Annotated in this window: 17 protein-coding genes; 5 read left to right on the top strand and 12 right to left on the bottom strand. The window is 35.8% G+C overall.

From position 1 onward, the window contains the following. Positions 1 to 47: 47 nt before the first annotated feature. From lpxB to OLM61_RS09635, 3 genes are read left to right on the top strand one after another with little or no spacing between them, the layout of a single operon-like run. Positions 48 to 1,166: a lipid-A-disaccharide synthase gene (lpxB, locus tag OLM61_RS09645; RefSeq protein WP_264526139.1), complete on the top strand. Its 1,119-nt coding sequence runs from the start codon at positions 48 to 50 to the stop codon at positions 1,164 to 1,166. 12 nt (positions 1,167 to 1,178) lie between these two features. After that, positions 1,179 to 1,664: a C40 family peptidase gene (locus tag OLM61_RS09640; protein ID WP_264526138.1), complete on the top strand. Its 486-nt coding sequence runs from the start codon at positions 1,179 to 1,181 to the stop codon at positions 1,662 to 1,664. A gap of 46 nt (positions 1,665 to 1,710) precedes the next feature. Beyond that, the gene (locus OLM61_RS09635) at positions 1,711 to 3,750 is read left to right on the top strand and encodes a ComEC/Rec2 family competence protein (protein ID WP_264526137.1); all 2,040 of its coding nucleotides are present in this window, start codon (positions 1,711 to 1,713) and stop codon (positions 3,748 to 3,750) included. An 88-nt stretch (positions 3,751 to 3,838) separates the two neighbouring features. Here the strand turns inward: OLM61_RS09635 and OLM61_RS09630 are convergent, their stop codons facing one another. The 7 genes from OLM61_RS09630 to OLM61_RS09600 form a co-directional block, all read right to left on the bottom strand. Beyond that, positions 3,839 to 4,285, bottom strand: a complete 447-nt coding sequence (locus OLM61_RS09630; protein WP_264526136.1) for a thioredoxin family protein — start codon at positions 4,283 to 4,285, stop codon at positions 3,839 to 3,841. A 270-nt stretch (positions 4,286 to 4,555) separates the two neighbouring features. Then, on the bottom strand, positions 4,556 to 5,008 hold the full coding sequence (locus OLM61_RS09625) for a thioredoxin family protein (protein WP_264526135.1): 453 nt from the start codon (positions 5,006 to 5,008) through the stop codon (positions 4,556 to 4,558). A 225-nt stretch (positions 5,009 to 5,233) separates the two neighbouring features. After that, positions 5,234 to 5,701 carry a thioredoxin family protein gene (locus OLM61_RS09620; protein WP_264526134.1) on the bottom strand — a complete coding sequence of 156 codons (468 nt, stop codon included), beginning with the start codon at positions 5,699 to 5,701 and terminating at the stop codon, positions 5,234 to 5,236. 52 nt (positions 5,702 to 5,753) lie between these two features. Beyond that, positions 5,754 to 7,238, bottom strand: coding sequence for a peptide MFS transporter (locus tag OLM61_RS09615; RefSeq protein ID WP_264526133.1), 1,485 nt, complete (start codon positions 7,236 to 7,238; stop codon positions 5,754 to 5,756). 14 nt (positions 7,239 to 7,252) lie between these two features. Next, complete coding sequence (locus OLM61_RS09610) at positions 7,253 to 8,911, bottom strand: peptide MFS transporter (protein WP_264526132.1); 1,659 nt, start codon at positions 8,909 to 8,911, stop codon at positions 7,253 to 7,255. A 76-nt stretch (positions 8,912 to 8,987) separates the two neighbouring features. Next, a complete protein-coding gene (locus tag OLM61_RS09605; RefSeq protein WP_264526131.1) occupies positions 8,988 to 10,664 on the bottom strand; it encodes a peptide MFS transporter in 1,677 nt (558 codons plus the stop codon). A gap of 34 nt (positions 10,665 to 10,698) precedes the next feature. Further along, the gene (locus tag OLM61_RS09600) at positions 10,699 to 12,870 is read right to left on the bottom strand and encodes a S9 family peptidase (protein WP_264526130.1); all 2,172 of its coding nucleotides are present in this window, start codon (positions 12,868 to 12,870) and stop codon (positions 10,699 to 10,701) included. A gap of 182 nt (positions 12,871 to 13,052) precedes the next feature. On the opposite strand from OLM61_RS09600, the gene OLM61_RS09595 reads away from it, so the two are divergent. Together OLM61_RS09595 and OLM61_RS09590 are read left to right on the top strand one after the other, a co-directional pair. Then, on the top strand, positions 13,053 to 14,369 hold the full coding sequence (locus OLM61_RS09595) for a hydroxymethylglutaryl-CoA reductase, degradative (protein WP_264526129.1): 1,317 nt from the start codon (positions 13,053 to 13,055) through the stop codon (positions 14,367 to 14,369). Between the two features lie 89 nt (positions 14,370 to 14,458). After that, positions 14,459 to 15,373: a GYDIA family GHMP kinase gene (locus OLM61_RS09590; RefSeq protein ID WP_264526128.1), complete on the top strand. Its 915-nt coding sequence runs from the start codon at positions 14,459 to 14,461 to the stop codon at positions 15,371 to 15,373. 41 nt (positions 15,374 to 15,414) lie between these two features. On the opposite strand, the gene OLM61_RS09585 is transcribed toward OLM61_RS09590, so the two are convergent. The 5 genes from OLM61_RS09585 to lptC form a co-directional block, all read right to left on the bottom strand. After that, positions 15,415 to 15,846 carry a hypothetical protein gene (locus OLM61_RS09585; protein WP_264526127.1) on the bottom strand — a complete coding sequence of 144 codons (432 nt, stop codon included), beginning with the start codon at positions 15,844 to 15,846 and terminating at the stop codon, positions 15,415 to 15,417. Between the two features lie 253 nt (positions 15,847 to 16,099). Then, positions 16,100 to 18,199, bottom strand: coding sequence for a peptidylprolyl isomerase (locus OLM61_RS09580; protein WP_264526126.1), 2,100 nt, complete (start codon positions 18,197 to 18,199; stop codon positions 16,100 to 16,102). A gap of 108 nt (positions 18,200 to 18,307) precedes the next feature. Further along, a complete protein-coding gene (locus tag OLM61_RS09575; RefSeq protein ID WP_264526125.1) occupies positions 18,308 to 19,567 on the bottom strand; it encodes a hemolysin family protein in 1,260 nt (419 codons plus the stop codon). Positions 19,568 to 19,570: 3 nt separating this feature from the next. Beyond that, complete coding sequence (locus OLM61_RS09570; protein ID WP_264526124.1) at positions 19,571 to 19,765, bottom strand: hypothetical protein; 195 nt, start codon at positions 19,763 to 19,765, stop codon at positions 19,571 to 19,573. Positions 19,766 to 19,776: 11 nt separating this feature from the next. Next, the gene (gene lptC, locus OLM61_RS09565) at positions 19,777 to 20,328 is read right to left on the bottom strand and encodes an LPS export ABC transporter periplasmic protein LptC (RefSeq protein ID WP_264526123.1); all 552 of its coding nucleotides are present in this window, start codon (positions 20,326 to 20,328) and stop codon (positions 19,777 to 19,779) included. Positions 20,329 to 20,348: the final 20 nt, after the last annotated feature.

Below are 20,348 nucleotides of genomic sequence, written 5' to 3'. Positions count from 1 at the left end.
AATTCTTTTGTGTGTAAAGTTGGAAACACACTTTCAAAAAAATCAATATGAAATACTACATAATAGCTGGTGAAGCGTCAGGAGATTTACATGGTTCTAATTTAATGAAAGCCTTATACGAGGAAGATCCTCAGGCAGAAATTAGATTTTGGGGTGGTGATTTAATGCAAAAAGCCGGTGGAACTCTGGTCAAACATTACCGCGAACTGGCTTTCATGGGGTTTGTTGAAGTTCTTTTCAATTTGAAAACGATTTTAAACAATATTAAAATTTGCAAAAAAGACATTACCGCTTTCCAGCCTGATGTTCTGATCTTTATAGACTATCCGGGTTTTAATATGCGCATTGCCAAATGGGCCAAAGCTTTGCATTACAAGACGCATTATTATATTTCGCCACAAATCTGGGCGTGGAAAGAAAACCGTATTAAGGCAATCAAACAGGATATCGACAAGATGTTTGTGATCTTGCCTTTCGAAAAAAGTTTTTACGAAGACAAGCATCATTTTCCGGTTGATTTTGTGGGACATCCTCTAATTGATGCGATTCAGAATCAGCCTTCATTTGACGAAACAACCTTCAGAAAAGACAACCAATTGGGAGAAAAACCAATTATCGCAGTGCTGCCCGGAAGCCGTCAACAGGAAATTACAAAAATGCTGAGTGTTATGCTTAGTGTCGTTGATGATTTTCAGGACTATGAATTTGTAATTGCAGGCGCTCCAAGTCAGGATTTTGAGTTTTATCAGCAATTCATCAGCAATAAAAACATCAAATTTATTTCGAACAAAACTTACGATTTGTTGCGTTCTTCAACGGCAGCTCTGGTAACCTCCGGAACGGCTACTCTGGAAACGGCTCTTTTTAAAGTTCCTGAAGTTGTTTGTTACAAAGGAAGCGCTATTTCCTATCAGATTGCAAAACGCATCATTACGCTAAAATACATTTCGCTTGTTAATTTAATCATGGATAAAGAAGTGGTTACAGAATTAATTCAGGATGAATGCAATACCAAACGAATTAAAGAAGAACTGCAGAAATTGCTAACTCCTGATTATCGTGAAAAATTGCTGAAAAATTACGACATCCTGGAGCAAAAACTAGGCGGAATAGGCGCCAGTAAAAAAACGGCAAAACTTATTGTTGCTGATTTAAAAAACGTTTAATCCCTTTTTGATTTGAAAAAAGCAGCTCTTTTACTACTCGTCATCGTCCTTCTTGCTTCTTGTAAATCGGCTTCAACAGCGGTGAGCAATAAGGAAACGAAGCGTGAGAACAAGTATACTGTTACTCATTTAATTGAGCACGCAACTGACAATATCGGGGTACGGTACAAAGCGGGCGGTACCACAAAAAGTGGTTATGACTGCTCGGGATTGGTATTTACCACCTTTGAATCAGAAAATATAAAACTACCCCGAAATTCTTTTGAACAGGCCAAAGTGGGCAGGGTAATTAAGTTTAACGATGCCCGGAAAGGCGATTTAATTTTCTTTAAAACCAACAGAAGTAAACAAATTAATCATGTTGGACTGATTGTAGAAGTAAAGTCGGACGAAATTAAATTTGTTCATTCTTCCACGTCAAAAGGAGTGATCATTTCATCAACCAAGGAAGCTTATTATCAAAATTCATTTACTCAAATCAACAGGGTAATCGAATAATAAAATCACATTCTTTTTCTTACAAATAATTTAATACTTTTAACTTATGAAAGTATTAGATTTTCCTTTGACTAAAATTACCCTCTGGTTTATTTGCGGTATTTTGGTTTCGTATTACGGTGTACCAACATTCCAGGTGGTGGTCTCAGGCTTTCTCATTGGTTTTAGTCTTTTTTTACTGGTTTATTTTTCTATTATAAAACATAAAAAGCTGTCGATACTCTTCGGGATAAGCACTTATTGGGTTTCATTTTTTATGGGTGCTGCAACACTTTTATTCCACACCGAATGGCTGCAAAAATCCAATTATACGCACAACAGGGAAGCTTTTACCGCACCTCAGACTATTACTTTTGTCATACGCGAAAAACTAAAAAGCAATGCCTACAACGATCGCTATACTGCCCTAGTTAAAACCATCAACAACAGGAATTTCTCTGGAAAAATTCTCGTAAACATTCAAAAGGACAGCACGACAAAGCCCATTATTATTGGACAAATCCTAAAAGCGAAAACCATTTTACAACGCAATAACTCAAATAAAAACCCAAATCAGTTTGACTATAAAAAGTACCTTACGGACAAACAGACTTATGCTCAGGTATATCTTCATACAGCAGAAATTTCGGTGAGCCAAAAACTTCAAAAGGACATTTGGTACTATTCGGGCCGCCTGCATTCCAGAATTTATAACAATCTGAAAAAGGCTGGTTTTAATCAAACGGAAATGAATGTGGCACTTGCGCTTATTTTGGGGCAACGGCAAGAAATTTCAAACGATCTTATTCAGGATTATCAATTCTCAGGAGCCACGCACATTTTGTCTGTTTCCGGGCTGCATGTTGGTTTTATCATGCTGTTTATCCATTTTATTCTAAAACCGGTTCCCAATACCCGAAAAGGTTCTTTATTAAAATTAGTTTCGATCCTGCTGGCACTTTCTCTTTTTGCGGTACTCTCGGGGTTGTCTCCGTCGGTATTGCGCTCGGTTGTTATGTTTTCCTTTCTTGCTGTGGCTAACCATCTTAGAAGAGCGGGCAGTGTTTACCACACTTTAATGGTTTCTTTGCTTTTAATTCTGCTTTTCGAACCGTATTTTTTGTTTGATGTTGGTTTTCAGCTCAGTTATCTCGCCTTGTTTTTTATTTTTTGGCTGCAGCCTTTGTTAAAAAGTATGTGGTCTCCAAAACTCCAAATTTCAAAATTCCTCTGGAATGCGCTAACCGTTTCCTTTGCTGCTCAGATAGGTACCTTACCGCTCTGTTTGTATTACTTTCATCAGTTTCCGGGTTTGTTTTTTGTGACCAATATTGTTGTAATTCCAATTTTGTCTTTTATCATGATCGCCGGAATTATCCTCCTCTTTCTTGCCATTTTTCTCCCTCCTCCTTTATTTTTAATTGAGATATTCGAAAAAAGTATTTTCCTTTTAAACCTTACGATTCATCACATTGCTTCACTTGAATGGTTTGTTGTACGCGATATTAGCTTTAACTTCTACCTTTTGATTTCTTCTTATTTTGTCGTTGTTGCAGCCACTATTTTGGGTAGGAAAATCAATTATACTACGACGTTTGCTGTACTGATTTCTATTATCACGTTTCAAATTTCTTTACTTTATACCAAAAGAGAAACAGAGACCCAACAAGAGATGATTGTCTACCACCTCAAGAAAAGCTCTCTAATTTCGGAAAGAAAAGGCAGCGCTATCAAGGTGTATTCAAATGATACTGTACTGCTTCAAAAGTCAGAAGTAACCCTTCTGAACTCTTATTTGGTGGGAAACTTCGGCAAACTAAACACTACCGACAAGATGAAAAACATGCTGTTTTTTAACGGCAAAAAAATCTTAGTCATCGATAGTTCCGGAGTTTATGAAAGTAAAATTCAACCGGACATACTGCTATTGGTCCAATCTCCGAAAATAAACTTAGATCGCGTTTTAGAAATGGTACATCCGAAAATTATAATCGCAGACGGATCGAATACTTACGTTATCCAGAAAATCTGGAAAGGCAGCTGTACTAAAAAAAAGATCCCTTTTCATGCTACAGCCGAAAAGGGATTCTATTCTTTAACTGAATAAGTTGGTTAACAGCTCCTGAAAAGACCAACAGGCCTGTTCACAAGAGCGGAATACTTTTACAACCTTTACTTTCTGCAAGCAAAAAAGCTTATGGATTCAAAATTAGATTTGCATCTGCTATCCACGTTTTTGCACCTCCCTGTCTATAAGGAACCAGACCTAGATTGTTAAAGGTGGTTTTGCCTTTTCTGACGGAAGCCATCAAAAGACATACTTGTGGGAGTTCTGCAATGCCTAAAGCATTTTTTAGTTTCAGATTTTGCTCTTTTACAAGATCAGACACGGAAGTATCAGACAGATCCAGTTTTACTAAAATAACATTATCACGCGACCATACTGCAAAATCAGGCGTAACAAAAACTTCACTCTGCATTCTCTGTGGAGCCCCCGCAGTGGTAAAAAAAATCAACAAAGGCCGTTTTTGTGAGTCACTTGCCATGATGGCATCATTCATATCTGTCTTCCAAATTAGGTTTTGTGAATGCAGACCAAACGCACCTAAAAAGAACAATAAGATAAGTAGTTTTCGGGTCATATTAAATTGGTTTTTAAGTAGGTTAATGCAACGAAATTAACATAATATCTTTACCAAACAAGATATATTTAAACAAAAGCGATAAAAAAAATAACAAAAATTCAAATTCATTAATAAAGTCATAAATTTTTAAGAAAACTAAAAAATATTCGCTTTTAAATGACAAAATCACTGATTAACAGTACTAACTGTTTCAAAAAAAAATCCCTTCTCACCCGAGAGCAAAAAGGGAATCTACAAATTAAACTAAGAAACTTAATTTAAATTTTATCATTCGCTTGAATGTAGTATTGCATTTGATTCGGCAATCCAGGCTTTTGCACCACCCGGTTTATACGAAATTTTTCCTAAGGCGCTAAATGTGGTTTTATTTTTTCTGATCGAGGCGCTTGCGAAACATACTTCGGGTAAGTCCTCTACTCCAAAAGCAGCTTTTAGTTTGAGTTTTTGCTCTTTATCACTTTCATCGGCAGTACTGTCAGACAAATCAAGCTTTACAAGAATAACGTTGTCGCGTGACCAAACCGCAAAATCGGGAGTTTTGAAAATTTCGTTTTGAAGATTTTCCGGTACACCTGAGGCAGTGAATAAAATTAGCATTGGTTTTTTCTGTTCATTACTAAGTGCAATTGCATCCGTCATGTTCGTTTTCCAAACTAAGTTCTGTGCCTGCATAAAAATTGAACCGAAAAAAAATAGTAGGATAAGTATTTTTTTGGTCATATTAAATTGGTTTTTGGTTAGATTATCGAAACGAAATTAACATAATATTTTAATTTTCCAATTTTTATTAATACAAAAAATACATTATATACTTTTTTAACTAAAATTAAATATCAAATGCTTAATAAGTGTAAAATCGGTAATTCCTTTTTCCTACTAAACAAAAAAACTCCTTACCAAATGGCAAGGAGTTTTCTGAACTATAATTGTAACGGGGTATTTAGTTTAAGACTTTTTCGGATGTACAATTCCTTCCGCAACTGTTAACCAGGCAGTCGGACCTCCCGCCACATATCCTGTCTGACCCAGTCCTTTAAAATTGACTTTGCCGTCTTTGGATTCAGCGCTTGTAAAATAAATAGTAGGGAATCCCTGAATTCCGAATGCTTGCTGCAATTCATTATTCTGATTTTTAAGCTCCGGCGTCTGTGGTGTTCTTCTTGGATAATCAAGTTCAACTAAAACCACATTTTCGGTTGCCCATTTTTTGAATTCAGCTGTTTTTAAAACCTCATTCTGTAAACGAATACACCATCCACACCAGTCACTTCCGGTAAAAAACATCAACAAAGGTTTTTTTTCCTTATTACTTATTGTGATAGCTTCTTTGACATCTGTATACCATTTTAGCTCTTGTGCTTGTGTTACAAATGCCCCGGTTAAAAACAGTGTTATTAAAAATATTTTTTTCATATCCCTTTTATTTTTCACAAATTTAAACAAAAAAAGAATCGCAAAATGTCGTCTATTTTACTTCTTGCATTAATTTTCTAATAATTGGCGAAATTGCCAATAATATCAAGCCCGCAACAAGCGAATAAATAGCGAGTTGATAGTAACCTTCTGTATACGATTGCAATTTAGAAATCAAGGTGTCTCCGGTATTTGATCTGGAAATCTCGGCTCCCAGTTTACCCGCAGCCAACTGTCCAAAAGCACTTGCAAGGAACCACAATCCCATCATCATTCCGAATAATCTTTTTGGAGACAATTTGGTAATAATCGACATTCCGATTGGCCCCAGACAAAGCTCTCCTATAGTGGTTATCAGATACGCAAACGTAAAGACATTTAATGAAGCAATTCCGTTAGCATCAGCAAAGAATTTGGTCAAATAGAAGATGTAGAAAGAAGCAGCCAGGAATAAAAACCCAATTCCGAATTTAATCAAAGTATTCGGTTCAATTTTGCGCTTCCCTAACCATATCCATAACAAACCAATAAGCGGACTTAAAACGACTACAAAGAAAGTATTCGAGCTGTTGTTCACAACATTGGGATCAATTGTAAAAAACAACAATTTATTATTCAGATTGTCTTTTGCAAAAAGCGATAATGATCCACCACTTTGTTCGTAAATAGAATTGAACAGGAAGTAGAAAAATACAAACAGAAAAGCAGCAAAAAGCTTCTTTTGCAGTTTAGAATCTCCCAGTTTAAACAATTCATAAGCAAAATACAAAACGGCAACTGTACCAATAGTATACATGAAATAATCCGTATACTTCGTATTCTTAACCATTATAAAAATAAAAGGCAAACTCAAAATAGAGACAGCATATACGGCTATCTCGCGAATTCGTCTCTTTTGCGGTGTTAAATTCAATAACGGCGAATCACCAATAGGTCCTAAATGTTTTTTAGTAAATAAGAAGGTGATCAAACCTAAAAACATTACAATTGCAGCGGATAAAAAGCACAATTGCCAAGAATAAAACTTCCCTAAATAAACACACAAAGCACCACCAAAAAGTCCGCCCACATTTATTCCGGCATAAAACATTCCGTAACCCGCGTCTCTACGGCCATCTTCTTCATGGTACAATTCTCCTACCATTGAAGAAACATTCGGCTTAAAAAAACCAGTCCCGATAATCGAGAAGGCAATTCCGTAATAAAAGAAATCATGAGGCGCAATAGCAATCAAAAGGTTCCCGAGAATCATAACGATTCCACCAAAAAACAATGATTTTTTGAATCCCAGCACTTTATCTGCAAAAATTCCGCCTATAAAAGTAAAGGCATACACAAAAGCCTGAATGGCTCCGTATTGCTCACTGGCATGATCTTCTTTCAAAAAAAGCTGATCTACCATAAAAATAACAAGAACACCTCGCATTCCATAAAAACAAAAACGCTCCCACATTTCAACAAAAAACAAGTACCACAGTTGTTTTGGGTAATTGCCTTTAAAATTTTGAATCTCCTCTAAAGTGATCTTCTGCTCCATTTATTTATAAATAATTAATTAATTCCTTTTTCTTTCATCACTTTGTTAAGCTGTTTTACCAAACCAAACATAAGTACTGTTGCAAACATTAACAAGGCGAAATTAACCCAAAAAAAGTTAGCTTTATTGTCGTAGGTGTCCCACATACTTGCCAAAACTCCGCTTAATTTATTCCCTATTGAGGTGGATAAAAACCAGCCTCCCATCATTAAAGAGGTAATGTTTACCGGACTTAGTTTAGAGACTACTGATAATCCCATCGGGCTTAAAAACAATTCTCCTATGGTTATGATGCCGTAATTGGCCACCAGCCACCAGACACTCACTTTCTCGGCTCCATTATGACCAATTTGAACCGCAGCGATCATGACTAAAACTGACAGGGCCGAAATTAATAAGCCAAAAGCAATTTTAGTAGGTGTCGAAGGTTCTTTTTTTCTTGCTCGTAAAAAAGAGAAAAAAGCAACGATCAAAGGGGTTAATATAATAACCCAGGCCGGGTTTATCGATTGACTTAAATTGGTTGCCCACAGATGTACTTTGCCGCCTTCTGCCGGAAGTTTCTCAGGCGCAACGTTTCGAAAGTATAGTGGATAATTTACTTCTTTCTGAACTTCTCCGTTTACTTTTTGCAAACGAAACTGATCATCGTAAAGTTCTAAGGATTCTTTTTTGTATTCGACTTCTTTGGCTAGTTTTAATTTTCCAACAAGCTGCCCTGTAGTTCCGGTAACTTCTCTGTCGGTATAACGATCTGCCCAAGTGGTAAGTGCCGAGCCATTAAGTTTAAAAACCGCCCAAAATAAAATGACAACACCAAAAATAGCCAACAAGGCCCCTATTGGTCGTTTATCTTCTGCTTTTGCTTTAAAATAAAGCGATCCGTAAAAGAAAATGATCGGAATACAGGCAAATATAAAGGCATCTGTACTGTCTGAACCAAAAATATAACTGTCTACATTCGTTTCTGACGTTACTCCTTTTATCAACCAGCCAATGGCTCCAAAAATAAACGATGGTAATAAAATAAACAGGATGATTTTGTAAAACGGCATATCGCCTTCCTGCACTCCTTTTTTCTGATCGTGGCCTACATAATGTTTTGTACCTAATAAAAACACAATAACACCAATAAACATACCTACACCCGCAGCCATAAAGGCCCAATGCCAACCTAATAGAATTTGCAGTACAGCACCAAAGAAATTACAAATAAAACCTCCAACATTAATTCCCATATAGAAAATATTGTAGCCTTCGTCTTTTTTATCTTTGTATTCTTCATTAGAATAAAAACTTCCTAATAAGGTAGAAATATTGGGTTTAAAAAAGCCATTCCCTACAATGACCAAAGTCATTGCAATATAAAGCACTGTTATATCATGAACTCCCATCAGGAAGTAACCAATACCCATTAAAATACCACCTAAAACAATAGATTTTTTATAGCCTAAATAGCGATCAGCAACTAGTCCGCCGATAAAAGGAGTTAAAAAAACCAATGCGATAAAAGTTCCGTAAAGATCCGAAGCTTCTTTTTCGGTCATGGAGAAACCCGCTTTTACATCTTTCAGATACAAAGTAAAGATTCCAATCATTAAATAATATCCGAAACGTTCCCACATTTCAGACAAGAACAAATAAGGCAATGCTTTGGGGTGTTTTTTCCACATAAGTATACAGTCTTTAAAATTAAAATTACCTACAAGCCTAAACCTGTAGGTAATTTTGATATAGGATTATTATTATTTATCGAACGCCATGCATCATCTTTTTCAAGAATGGAGTTAACGCAAATAATATAATTGCAGCAAGTCCTGTAAGTACTACGAATACCATAAAGAATTCGTATAAGTTATGGATTTCAAATCCAGCAAAGAAGTGGTTATGTGAACTAATCTGATGCTTTTCTAATAAAGCCAACTGTTCAGCTGTTGGTGTAATTTTGTTGTCTAAAACTGCCTGAAGATCGATTCCAAGCTCTTTTGCTTTTGCAAATTTATCTCCTGTTGCAGGTAAGATTGAACCTAAAGTTCCTCCTAAAGCATATCCGGAAGCATTTGACAAGAAGAATACTCCGTATAATAATGAAGCAAAACGCTTTGGTGATAATTTACCAACTAATGATAATCCGATTGGAGACAAGCACAATTCAGCACATGTATTTAGGAAATACAATAAGATCAACCATTTTACTAATAACAAACCTGAAGTTCCGATATAAGAAACCTGAGTAGCGATCATAAAGAAACTAACAGAGATCACGACTAAACCAACGGCTAATTTTACCGGTGAAATTGGCTCTTTCCCTTTAGCTCTTAAGGTATCCCATAAAATACTGAAAGGTACTGCAAGTAAAACTACAAATAGTCCGTTAAAAATCTGAACCATTGACGGAGGCATTTGCCATCCAAAGAAATTTCTATCCGTTTGATTGTCGGCGATAAAAGTTAACGATGAACCGGCTTGTTCGAAAGCAGCCCAGAAGAAAATGATGAAAAAGGAAACGATATAAATAACGATAATCCTGTCTCTTTCTACTTTAGTTAAAGAAGTATCCGAAATAATTAATCCGGCTAATGATAGACCACTAGAGTAAATCAAAGTATAGATTAAATTCTGACCTACCACATAATGAAAAAAGAATCCTAAAGCCACAAATGCAAGTCCGGCAATTGTTAACGCTTTATTGGAGAAATTTGCTTTTTGTGCTTCTCCTTCTTCAAAATCAGAAGCATCATTTTTAGAAGGCAATCCTCCTAATGGCTTTCCTTCAGGAGAAACCACATATTTATTTTTCAGGAAGTAGAAAAGAATGGTTCCGATGAACATTGCAGCAGAAGCCGCCATGAATCCCCATCTGAAAGCATGAATGTCTCTAATTCCACCTGCATCTTTTACATCTCCTAACAACGGACAAATAGACTGACCTAAAAAGGCTCCGATGTTGATTCCCATATAGAAAATAGTAAAAGCACTATCTAGTTTTGTTTTTTCCTGTTTAGGATACAAACTTCCCACCATACTGGAAATGTTTGGCTTAAAGAATCCGTTACCAAATACGATAACTCCTAAAGCAGAATACATAATTGTTTTTGCCAAACCTAAGTTCGCTTCAAAAACACTACCACTGGTAAACAACAACAATTGTCCAATCGCCATAAGCAACCCGCCCAGCATAATACAATTTCTGTTACCTAAAAAACGATCGGCAACAAAACCTCCCAACATTGGCGTTAAATAACAAAGTCCGAGGAAACCTCCATAAATTAAAGATGCCTCTTCTTCCTTCATCAATAATGAATTCACAAGAAATAAAGTTAATAAAGCTCGCATTCCATAAAAGTTGAACCGCTCCCACATCTCCGTTCCAAATAATACCCATAGTCCTTTTGGATGCGCTGTTTTTACTTGAGTTTCTCCCATATTCTTTATTATTTATTTAAGGTTTAGTTTTATGTTATAAGTTTTCTTTGATAAAGTTAGTCATCTTGTTATACAGCTGAATTCTGGTCTTTCCACCATATATCCCGTGATTTTTATCCGGATAAATTTGAGAATCGAATTGTTTATTCGCCTGAATTAAAGCTTCCATCATCTGCATTGAATTTTGTACATGCACGTTGTCATCCGCTGATCCGTGAATCAATAAAAATTTCCCTTTTAATTTATCAACGTGATTGATTGGAGAGTTCTGATCGTAACCGCTTGCATTTTCCTGTGGAGTCTGCATGTATCTTTCGGTGTAAACGCTGTCATAAAAACGCCAGTTTGTTACCGGAGCCACTGCGATTGCCATTTTGAAAACATCATTCCCCTGAAAAATACAGTTTGAAGCCATAAATCCACCATAGCTCCAGCCGAAGATTCCAATTCTTGCAGCATCCACATACGGATAAGCTCCGATTACTTTTGCAGCATCAATCTGATCTTCTACTTCGTATTTCCCTAATTCTTTTTGAGTTACTTTTTTGAAATCAGCACCTTTAAATCCTGTTCCTCTACCATCAACACAAGCTACAATATAACCTTGCTGTGTAAGAGATACAAACCAGTAGTCGTCTGAATTGTTCCAGTCGTTGTTTACCTGTTGAGAACCCGGACCAGAATACTGGTACATGAAAACCGGATATTTTTTAGAAGGATCAAAGTCTTTTGGTTTTAAAATCCATGCATTAAGTTCGTTTCCTTTTGCTGTTTTTAAAACAAAAAATTCTTTTGCAGGTAAGTTATAAGCAGCTAATTTAGTAGAAAGCTCCTTGTTGTTTTCGATAACCTGAATTTCTTTTCCTGTCTTCGCCTCGTTTAACGTATAAGTAGTTGGCTGTAGATTGCTTGAAAACGTATTGATAAAGAACTGGAAGTTAGGGCTGAAAGTTGCCGAACTGGTTCCTGTATTTTTAGACAAACGAACTTTGTTCTTTCCGTCTAAAGCAATGCGGTAAATATCTCTGTTGATCGAACCGTTTTCTGTAGATTGGTAGAAAACCGTTTTATTTTTTTCGTCGAAACCGTAGTATGAAGTTACTTCCCAGTTTCCTTTTGTTACCTGATTCTTAAGTTTTCCGTTTTTATCGTATACATAAATATGATTAAACCCGTCTTTTTCACTTGTCCAAATAAAGCTATTGTCTTTTAAGAAGGTTAAATTGTCGGTAACATCGACATAAGCTTTGTCTTTTTCATTTAAAACCACTTTTGCCGCAGCAGTAGTTCCATCCACAAACAACAAATCCAAATTATCCTGGTGACGGTTTAACACCTGAGCCGACAATACATTGTTGTCATTTGTCCATTGTAATCTTGCAATATAAAAGTCGTTGTAGTTTCCTAAATCCACTTTTTTACCTGTATTACTCACCGCATCATAGATATGTAAAGATACTACTGAGTTTTTTTCTCCTGCTTTAGGATATTTAAACGTTTCAATGGTTGGATACAAATCTTTTTGAAAGATGGACATCGAAAACTCCGGAACAGCACTTTCGTCAAAACGGATATAAGCTAGTTTTTTACTGTCTTTGCTCCAGTCGAAGGCTCTTACAAATGAAAACTCTTCTTCATAAACCCAGTCGGTAATACCATTGATGATGGCATTTTTCTTTCCATCGGTTGTAACTGCTGTTGTTTTTTTAGAAGCCAGATCGTATACATACAAGTTATTCTCTTTTGCATAGGCGATTTTAGTTCCGTCGGGAGAAAAAGTAGGCTCCTGAATCTGAAAATCGAACAATTTCGTTAACGATTTTGTATTGATATCATATAAAAAATAATCTGCTGTAAACGAGTGGCGGAAGATTTGTTTGGTATTACACGCAATTAAAATCTTTTTTTCCGAGGCATCAAAAGTATAACTGTCAATTCCTTCAGCAAGTGCTGCGTGGTTTTTGGTATCAATTAAATTGTCCACTTTTTTTAGTGTCGCAAAGTCATACAAATCGATCTGCATGCTTCTGCTAGCCTGATCTACATTTAAGACCGTATATTGCTCTGTATTTTTTAACGATTGCAGTTCATCCATTCCTTTTGCCCGAAATGCTCCCGTATAAATATTCTCGACAGTAATTTTTTGTTGACCGAAAACAGTAGCAACTAAAAATAAAAATATAACAGTAATTTTACCTGTATTCATTAGAATTATTTTAAATATAAAAAAGAGCCCAATTTTAGTAAAAAAAATGAACATAATACCCATTATAATTGTTAAATGTTAAAAAAAATAACGATTGCGTATTTTTCAATTTTCAAATACATTGCAAACAAAAGTCTTAAAATAGTATCTTTGCGGCATCTTTACCCTTTAAAATACTGAGAATGAACAACGCTGTTGCCGGATTTTCGAAATTATCCAAAAAAGAAAAAATAAACTGGATTGCCAATACCTATTTTTCAAGCCCTGAAGAGGCCCTGACGATTATAAGAAATTACTGGAATTCAGACGAAAAGCTACAACAATTGCACGATGAATTCATTGAAAATACGATTACCAATCTCTACATCCCGCTTGGAGTCGCGCCTAACTTCCTGATCAACGGAAAATACAAAACGATTCCGATGGCAATTGAGGAAAGTTCAGTCGTTGCCGCGGCATCAAAAGCAGCCAAATACTGGTCGACAAGAGGCGGCTTTAAAGCAACTGTAATCGCTACAGAAAAAATCGGGCAGGTACACTTTATCTTTAACGGAGATGCTGAAAAACTGGAATCGTTTTTTAACCAGATTAAACCTAAATTATTTTCCGACACTCAAAGCATTACCAAAAATATGCAGCAACGCGGTGGCGGAATTTTAGATATAAAACTAAAAGACAAAAGAAGTCTTCTTGAAAATTACTTTCAGCTTCATGCTACTTTTGAAACCAAAGACAGCATGGGAGCCAATTTTATCAATTCATGTCTGGAGCAGTTTGCCACTACCTTAAAAGACGAATTTCACCAGTCTGATTTGTTTTCAGAAGAGGAAACTTTAAAAGTAGTGATGAGCATTTTGTCTAATTATGTACCAAATTGCATTGTTAAGGCAGAAGTTTCCTGTCCTGTTGCCGATTTAACAGAAAAGCACATCTCAAATCCGCAGGAGTTTGCCGAGCGTTTTGTACAAGCGGTTCAGATTGCCGAAGTAGAGCCTTTTAGGGCTGTAACACACAATAAAGGAATTATGAACGGAATTGACGCCGTAATTCTTGCCACCGGAAATGACTTCAGAGCAGTTGAAGCGGGAGTCCATGCTTATGCTTCCAAAAACGGTCAATATTCAAGTTTATCTCACGCTAAAATCGAAGACGGAATTTTTACTTTCTGGCTTGAAATTCCTTTAGCTCTGGGAACTGTAGGTGGATTAACCTCTTTGCACCCACTGGTAAAACTATGTTTTGACATACTCGAAAAGCCTTCTGCAAAAGAATTAATGGAGGTTGTAGCCGTTGCTGGTCTTGCCCAAAACTTTGCTGCCTTACGTTCGCTTACCACTACAGGAATTCAGGAAGGACATATGAAAATGCACCTGAATAACATTATCAATCAATTTGAAGCGACTGAAGAAGAACGTCATCTTATTAAATCTCATTTTAAGAAAAATGCCGTTTCGCACAGTGCTGTGGTGGAATTTATTGAAAACCTAAGAACAAAGTAAAAATTCCAAATTTCAAATTCCAAATTCCAATTAACCTGGGATTTTGGAATTTGGAATTTGAAAGTTGGAATTTAATTTATAATTGAAGAATGAAAACAACCTTTTACAGTAACGGAAAGTTGCTTATTTCCGGAGAATATCTTGTTTTAGATGGCGCCGATGCTTTTGCCTTGCCAACCAAATTTGGCCAGGATCTGGTGGTTGAAAATGGTTCAAACCGCGAAATCAATTGGAAAAGTTATGATTTTGACGGACAGCTTTGGTTTGAAGATACGCTCACATTTTCGGAAATTATCGACAATCCTACATCAGAACCCGAAACTGTAAAAACGACCTTGATTCAAATTCTGCACGAAGCCTACCGTTTAAATCCGGATTTTCTCGAAAATACTAACGGTTACAACATCAGCACCCATCTTAGCTTCCCTAAAAACTGGGGATTAGGTACTTCGTCAACCTTGCTTAACAATGTGGCACAATGGACTAAAGTTAATGCGTTTACTTTGTTAAAAAACAGTTTCGGAGGCAGCGGTTATGACATTGCCTGTGCGCAAAATGACACGCCAATCGTTTACCAAATTGAAAATAACACGGTAAAACCAGTCTCTTTTCATCCGGATTTTACCCAAAATATTCATTTTGTTTATCTGAATAAAAAACAAAATAGTAAAGCAGCAATACAAGCTTATTACAACAATAAAAATCAAAACTTAGCGCAAAATATCACCGAAAACAACAAAATTACGGCTGCAATTCTGAATGCTAAAACGGTAAAAGAGTTTGCTTTTGCCGTCGAAAAACATGAGATTCACCTGAGCGATATTCTCGAAATGCAAACCATTAAAGAGATTGCTTTTCCTGATTTCGATGGTGTTGTAAAGAGTCTTGGAGCCTGGGGCGGTGACTTTGTGATGGTGATATCAAAAGAAGAACCGCGATCGTATTTTGCTTCAAAAGGGTACGAAACGATCCTGAGTTATGACGAAATGATTTTACAAAAATAAGGCTTAAGCGTCAACCGGTCTCAAACAACAGAAACGAGACGCTAGTTTACCTTTTTACTTTCCAGATCGTTCGTTTCGAGTCTTCGAACCTTTTGAGTCTCGAGTTCATTAGATTCCCTGAGTGTGTTGTGCAAACGTTCTGCCATTTTTTCTATATTATTGGTTATAGAATCATAGACTTCTTCCATTCGGCGGTGTTTTTCTTCTTTTACAGCTTTCAAAACATCCTCCACAAAAGCTTTATCGTATTTTTCAGCAACAGAATCCCGGGTATTGGTAAGCCTGATTACATAGTCGTTGCCCAATATGGTTACTTTAAAATGCTGTTCTTCGTTACTTAAGTAATACTTCCCTCCTAATTCATCACCATTGATTTCGGTGCTGCTCAATTTTAAAAGCTCTGTTATTATTCCAAAAATATGATTCTCTATTTTAGAATACACTCTTGGCTTTCTTCTCAACAGCTTAAACATAAAATTTGAATGCTAGATTATTACGGTATTTGCTCATGGTTCTTTTGTAACTCTTAATTTAAAACAGAATTTCAACAAATTAACTATAATATTCTGAATGTCACAAATTTTTAACCAAAAATCCGTACAAAAATCTTAAAAACGCACCGCCAAAACGATCTGAGCCGTTTCGATAAACCACAAAAAAAACCGAAACATTCTGTATCAGAACGTTTCGGTTTTTTATATTTAAAACTTTAACTACTTCTAAAACCTAGTAGTTAAACTGTAATCTATTGTCTTCAATTTTAGCATTGTTTTTCAACGCTGGTAAAATTCTGCTTGCATCAGATGCGCTTTGTGCTTTCACTTTAGCAACATACTCTGCATGGTTAGCCGCTGCAGGAGCTTTAACTGTACTGATGTTTTTCACTACATATACACCTGTGTTACCTTCAATTGGAGCTGAAATTTTGTTTGCAGCTAATGCGAATGCATTACCCACTACTTTTGGCTCTTGTCCTACTCCTCCAGGTAATACCGGATTGTCCATAGTAACATTAGCCGCTTGCTGAACAGCTACACCAGCACTTTTAGCAACTGCTTCTAGTGATGAACCTGTCATTTTAGCTTTTAAAAGTTCTGCTTTTTTCTTGTTTTTCAAGATTGACTCAACATAAGGTCTTGCCAATGTTACAGATACTAAACCTGATTTGTTTTCGCTTTTGTATTGTGCAATTACGTGACCGATATTAGCCAATTCAAAACGCTTAACATCTCCAGTATTCGTTTCTTTGTCAAATGCCCATCTGATGATGTTACGTTGGTTTCCTAACGGACCAAACGCTTCATCCATAGCTTTAGCTGTTACAGGAGCAGCAACTTTTAATCCTAATTGTTTTGCTGTAGCATTGAAATCTTTATCGGCAGCATCCATTTCAAATTTAGTTGCCAATGTAAATACTTTATCAGAAGTAGCTTCAGATGGCTCAATTTTTTGAGCGATAGTAGCTAAACGAATTCCGTCTTGTTTGTCTGTAATTTTGATAATGTGAAATCCGAAAGGAGTTTCTACTAAACCAACTTTACCAATTCCGTTACTGAATACAAAATCATTGAATGGTTTCACCATTTGGTTTGGACCAAAATATCCTAAGTCTCCACCTTGTTGTGCAGATGAATCATCTGAACTTGTGAAAGCCAACATCATGAAACTATCAGGGTTTGCCTGAACCTGAGCAAGAATTTCTTCTGCTTTAGCTTTAGCCTCTTCTTTTGTTCTTTTTTCTTTTGCGTTTGGAGTTTGAGATCCTTCGTATCCGATTAAGATATGGCTTGCTTTTGCATTTACTCCTGCTTTAAATCCTAAAGATTTAGAAATAGCATAGTATCTTCCGAAAACATATGGTCCGTAAATTGCTCCAGCTGGTAAGCTGAATAATTTATCAGCATCTACTGCTGGTAAAGCATTTTTAGGTACATAAGTTGAATCGTAAGGAACATCAGAGTTTGAGTTTACAAATTCAGCAATGTTAGTAGCATTTTTAAAACCTGGCAAAGTATCGTTTTTACCTGTTTTAGCATTGTACTCTACTCTTCCGTTTAATAACGCAGTGATTTTAGCTTTAATTTCAGCTTCGTCTTCTTTTGAAGCTTTATCTTCTACTAAAACGTATTGAATTTCACGAGTCGCATCCGCTTTGAATTTCTTCTCGTTTTTCTTCATATAGTCTACGATTTCTGAATCAGAAATTTTTACTTCACTATCTTTAATTGAAGAATATAAAGCAGCAGCGTAAGCAAAGTTCACTTTGTTTGCTTCCATTTCATACTTTAATTTTCCTTCGCTAACTGTAGTGTAAAGTCCTGCTTTTACTAATGTATTGTAGATTTGGAATTTAGCATTTAGTTCAGCATCTTTTTCTTTTTGAGAAATGAATTGTGCTGCTTCAGGATTTGTTTTAAAGTATTCTTTAAATTTAGCTACATCAAAAATACCAGCTGCATTTAAAAACATTGGGTTTTTACCAATATTCGGATCTGCTTTTAAAACTTCAAGTAAGTGTTTTTCACCTACTCTTAATCCTAATTTATCAAACTGTGCTGATAATAATGCGATTGAAACCTCTTGGTCCCAAACTCTGTTTGCAGCTTCAGTGGAAGTAATTCCTTGACCACTTTTTTCAACATTACTAACTTTAACTCTAAAGTCTTCAAATGAAATATCTTTTCCATCGATGCTTCCCACATCTTTTGAACTTTGACCAAATGTTCCTCTTGTGAATAGATCTTGTATTATAAATGCAAATAATGCAAGTGCAATAACTCCTATCAATAAAGCGGAACGCTGTCTAATTTTTGCTAAAACTGCCATTTTTATTATCGTTAATTTTATATTCAGTTTGCGAAAATACAATTATCTAGTTAATAACAATACAACTAGCGTTTTATTTTACACAATTTTTTTTATTAATTTAAAAAATCACTCTTTTATTGTCAATTTGACCAATTCAATTTTCTTATTTGTAGCTTCTTCGATCACAAAATGATAGTTCCCAATCACGATTTCCTCTCCTTTTTGAGGGATTTCTTTGGTCGAATTGACAATAAACCCACCCAAAGTTCCGTAAGAATCCTCCTCAGGAATCGTTAGTTTATAGGTTTCATTGAGATATTCTACATCTAATCTTGTCGAAAACAAATACTTACCTTCCCCCAATTCCTGTTCAATCAGTTCCTCGTCTAAATCGTGCTCGTCTTCGATCTCACCAAAAAGCTCTTCGACGATATCTTCTATGGTGATAATCCCTGAAGTTCCGCCATATTCATCCAAAACAACGGCTACATTTTTTCGCTTTTTGATCAATAAATCCAGCGCATCTTTGATTAAAATGGTTTCAGGAACAAATTCAACGGTCATTAAAACCGATTTTATAGTTTTCGGCTTTTTAAACAAATCAAACGAGTGTACATAACCGACGATATCATCCAGCGAGTTTTGACTGACTACGATTTTGGAATACCCTGTTTCTATAAACAATGCTTTAAGATCTGCAACACTGTCAAACAAATCAATATCGACAATTTCTGTACGCGGTGTCATGATATCACGGGCTTTCACCCCTGAAAATTCCAATGCATTTTGAAAAATCTGAATTTCCGAATCTACTTCGGCATCATCTTCAACAGAATTCATCTGTTCTGCAATATAATTCCCCAGTTCAATTTTACTAAAATACAACTGTATCTGATCTCCTTCTGTTTTGAAAAACTTTCGCAACACAAAGTCTGAAATCCAGATGAAAAAAGTAGAAAAATAATAAAACAGTCGGTAAAACAAATAGGCCGGAATGGCAAAAATCTTGATTAAGGAATTGGCATATATCTGAAAAAATACTTTCGGAAAAAATTCTGCCGTTATCAAAACAATAAAAGTCGAAGCAACCGTCTGAACCAACAGACTCGTCAAATTTGAAAAATGAAATCCTCCGGTAATGATAAACTTCAGAATCAAATCTCCCATGTAAAATCCATAGACAACCAAAGCCACATTGTTACCAATAAGCATTGCAGCGATAAACTTTGAAGGATTTTCGGTAAGTTTCGTTAGAATTTGTGAAGCAAAATTATCTTGTTTTTTTTCGATCTCAAGATAAATCTTATTCGAGGAAATAAAAGCTATTTCCATTCCTGAAAAAAAGGCTGACAGTATTAAACATAGTATTATAATACCAATTTCCATTTTTTACTGTTTTTTATTGCGATCGTCAAATTTCTTGACAAATTTCCTTCTGAAGAAAAACATAAAGACTGCCATACCTGCAATTATAAAACTCAAAGCGGCAGTATCGTTTGCTTCGTTTAACTTTGTAAAACCATCATAGATAAAATAAATGGCAAACAGGATGTAAACGTATTGTGTATATTTTAAATAACCCATAATTTGTATTTTTATTCGTTTGATTCTATTTCGCCGCTAACACGTTGCGAATTAATCACTTTAAAGTCCTTACTAAAATCGATCCCCTGCCCGTTTGAGGCTCCTTTTGCATCGGTAAGTTTAAATTTTCTTTCGGTATAAAACCACTCGTTAGTCTGATCGAAGTACAGCTGTTCTGTTTCCAGCATCTGCCCTTCTTCGGAAGTGATTCTTACTTTTCCCTGCAAATCAATTATACCGGTAGGCTTGTACGAAACCGCATAATTAGATCTGATAAAGGTACGTTTTTGATTTTTATCGTATAAGGTAACATCGATTCCTTTTGGAAATTCGGTAAACGGAAAGTCAAGATTGGAATAGTCCAACATTTTACGACTTTTCAAAACTCCTGTAATACGTCCGGAATCTGTATATTTTATGTCAACGCTATCGGCATCACTTCCGGGAACGAACTCTGAGAAGTTAATTTTCTGAACTTCTTTAAAATTACTTTCGCACCCAAAAAACAGTGTCACAGTAAAAACTGTGACAGCCGCTATTATATATCTCTTTGATAAATTCATTTGCCAAATGTAGTAAATTG

The sequence above is a fragment of the Flavobacterium sp. N502536 genome, from assembly GCF_025947345.1.
GTDB lineage: Bacteria > Bacteroidota > Bacteroidia > Flavobacteriales > Flavobacteriaceae > Flavobacterium.
Note: the sequence above shows the minus strand (reverse complement) of the source record. Positions and strands in the feature narration are given on the sequence as shown.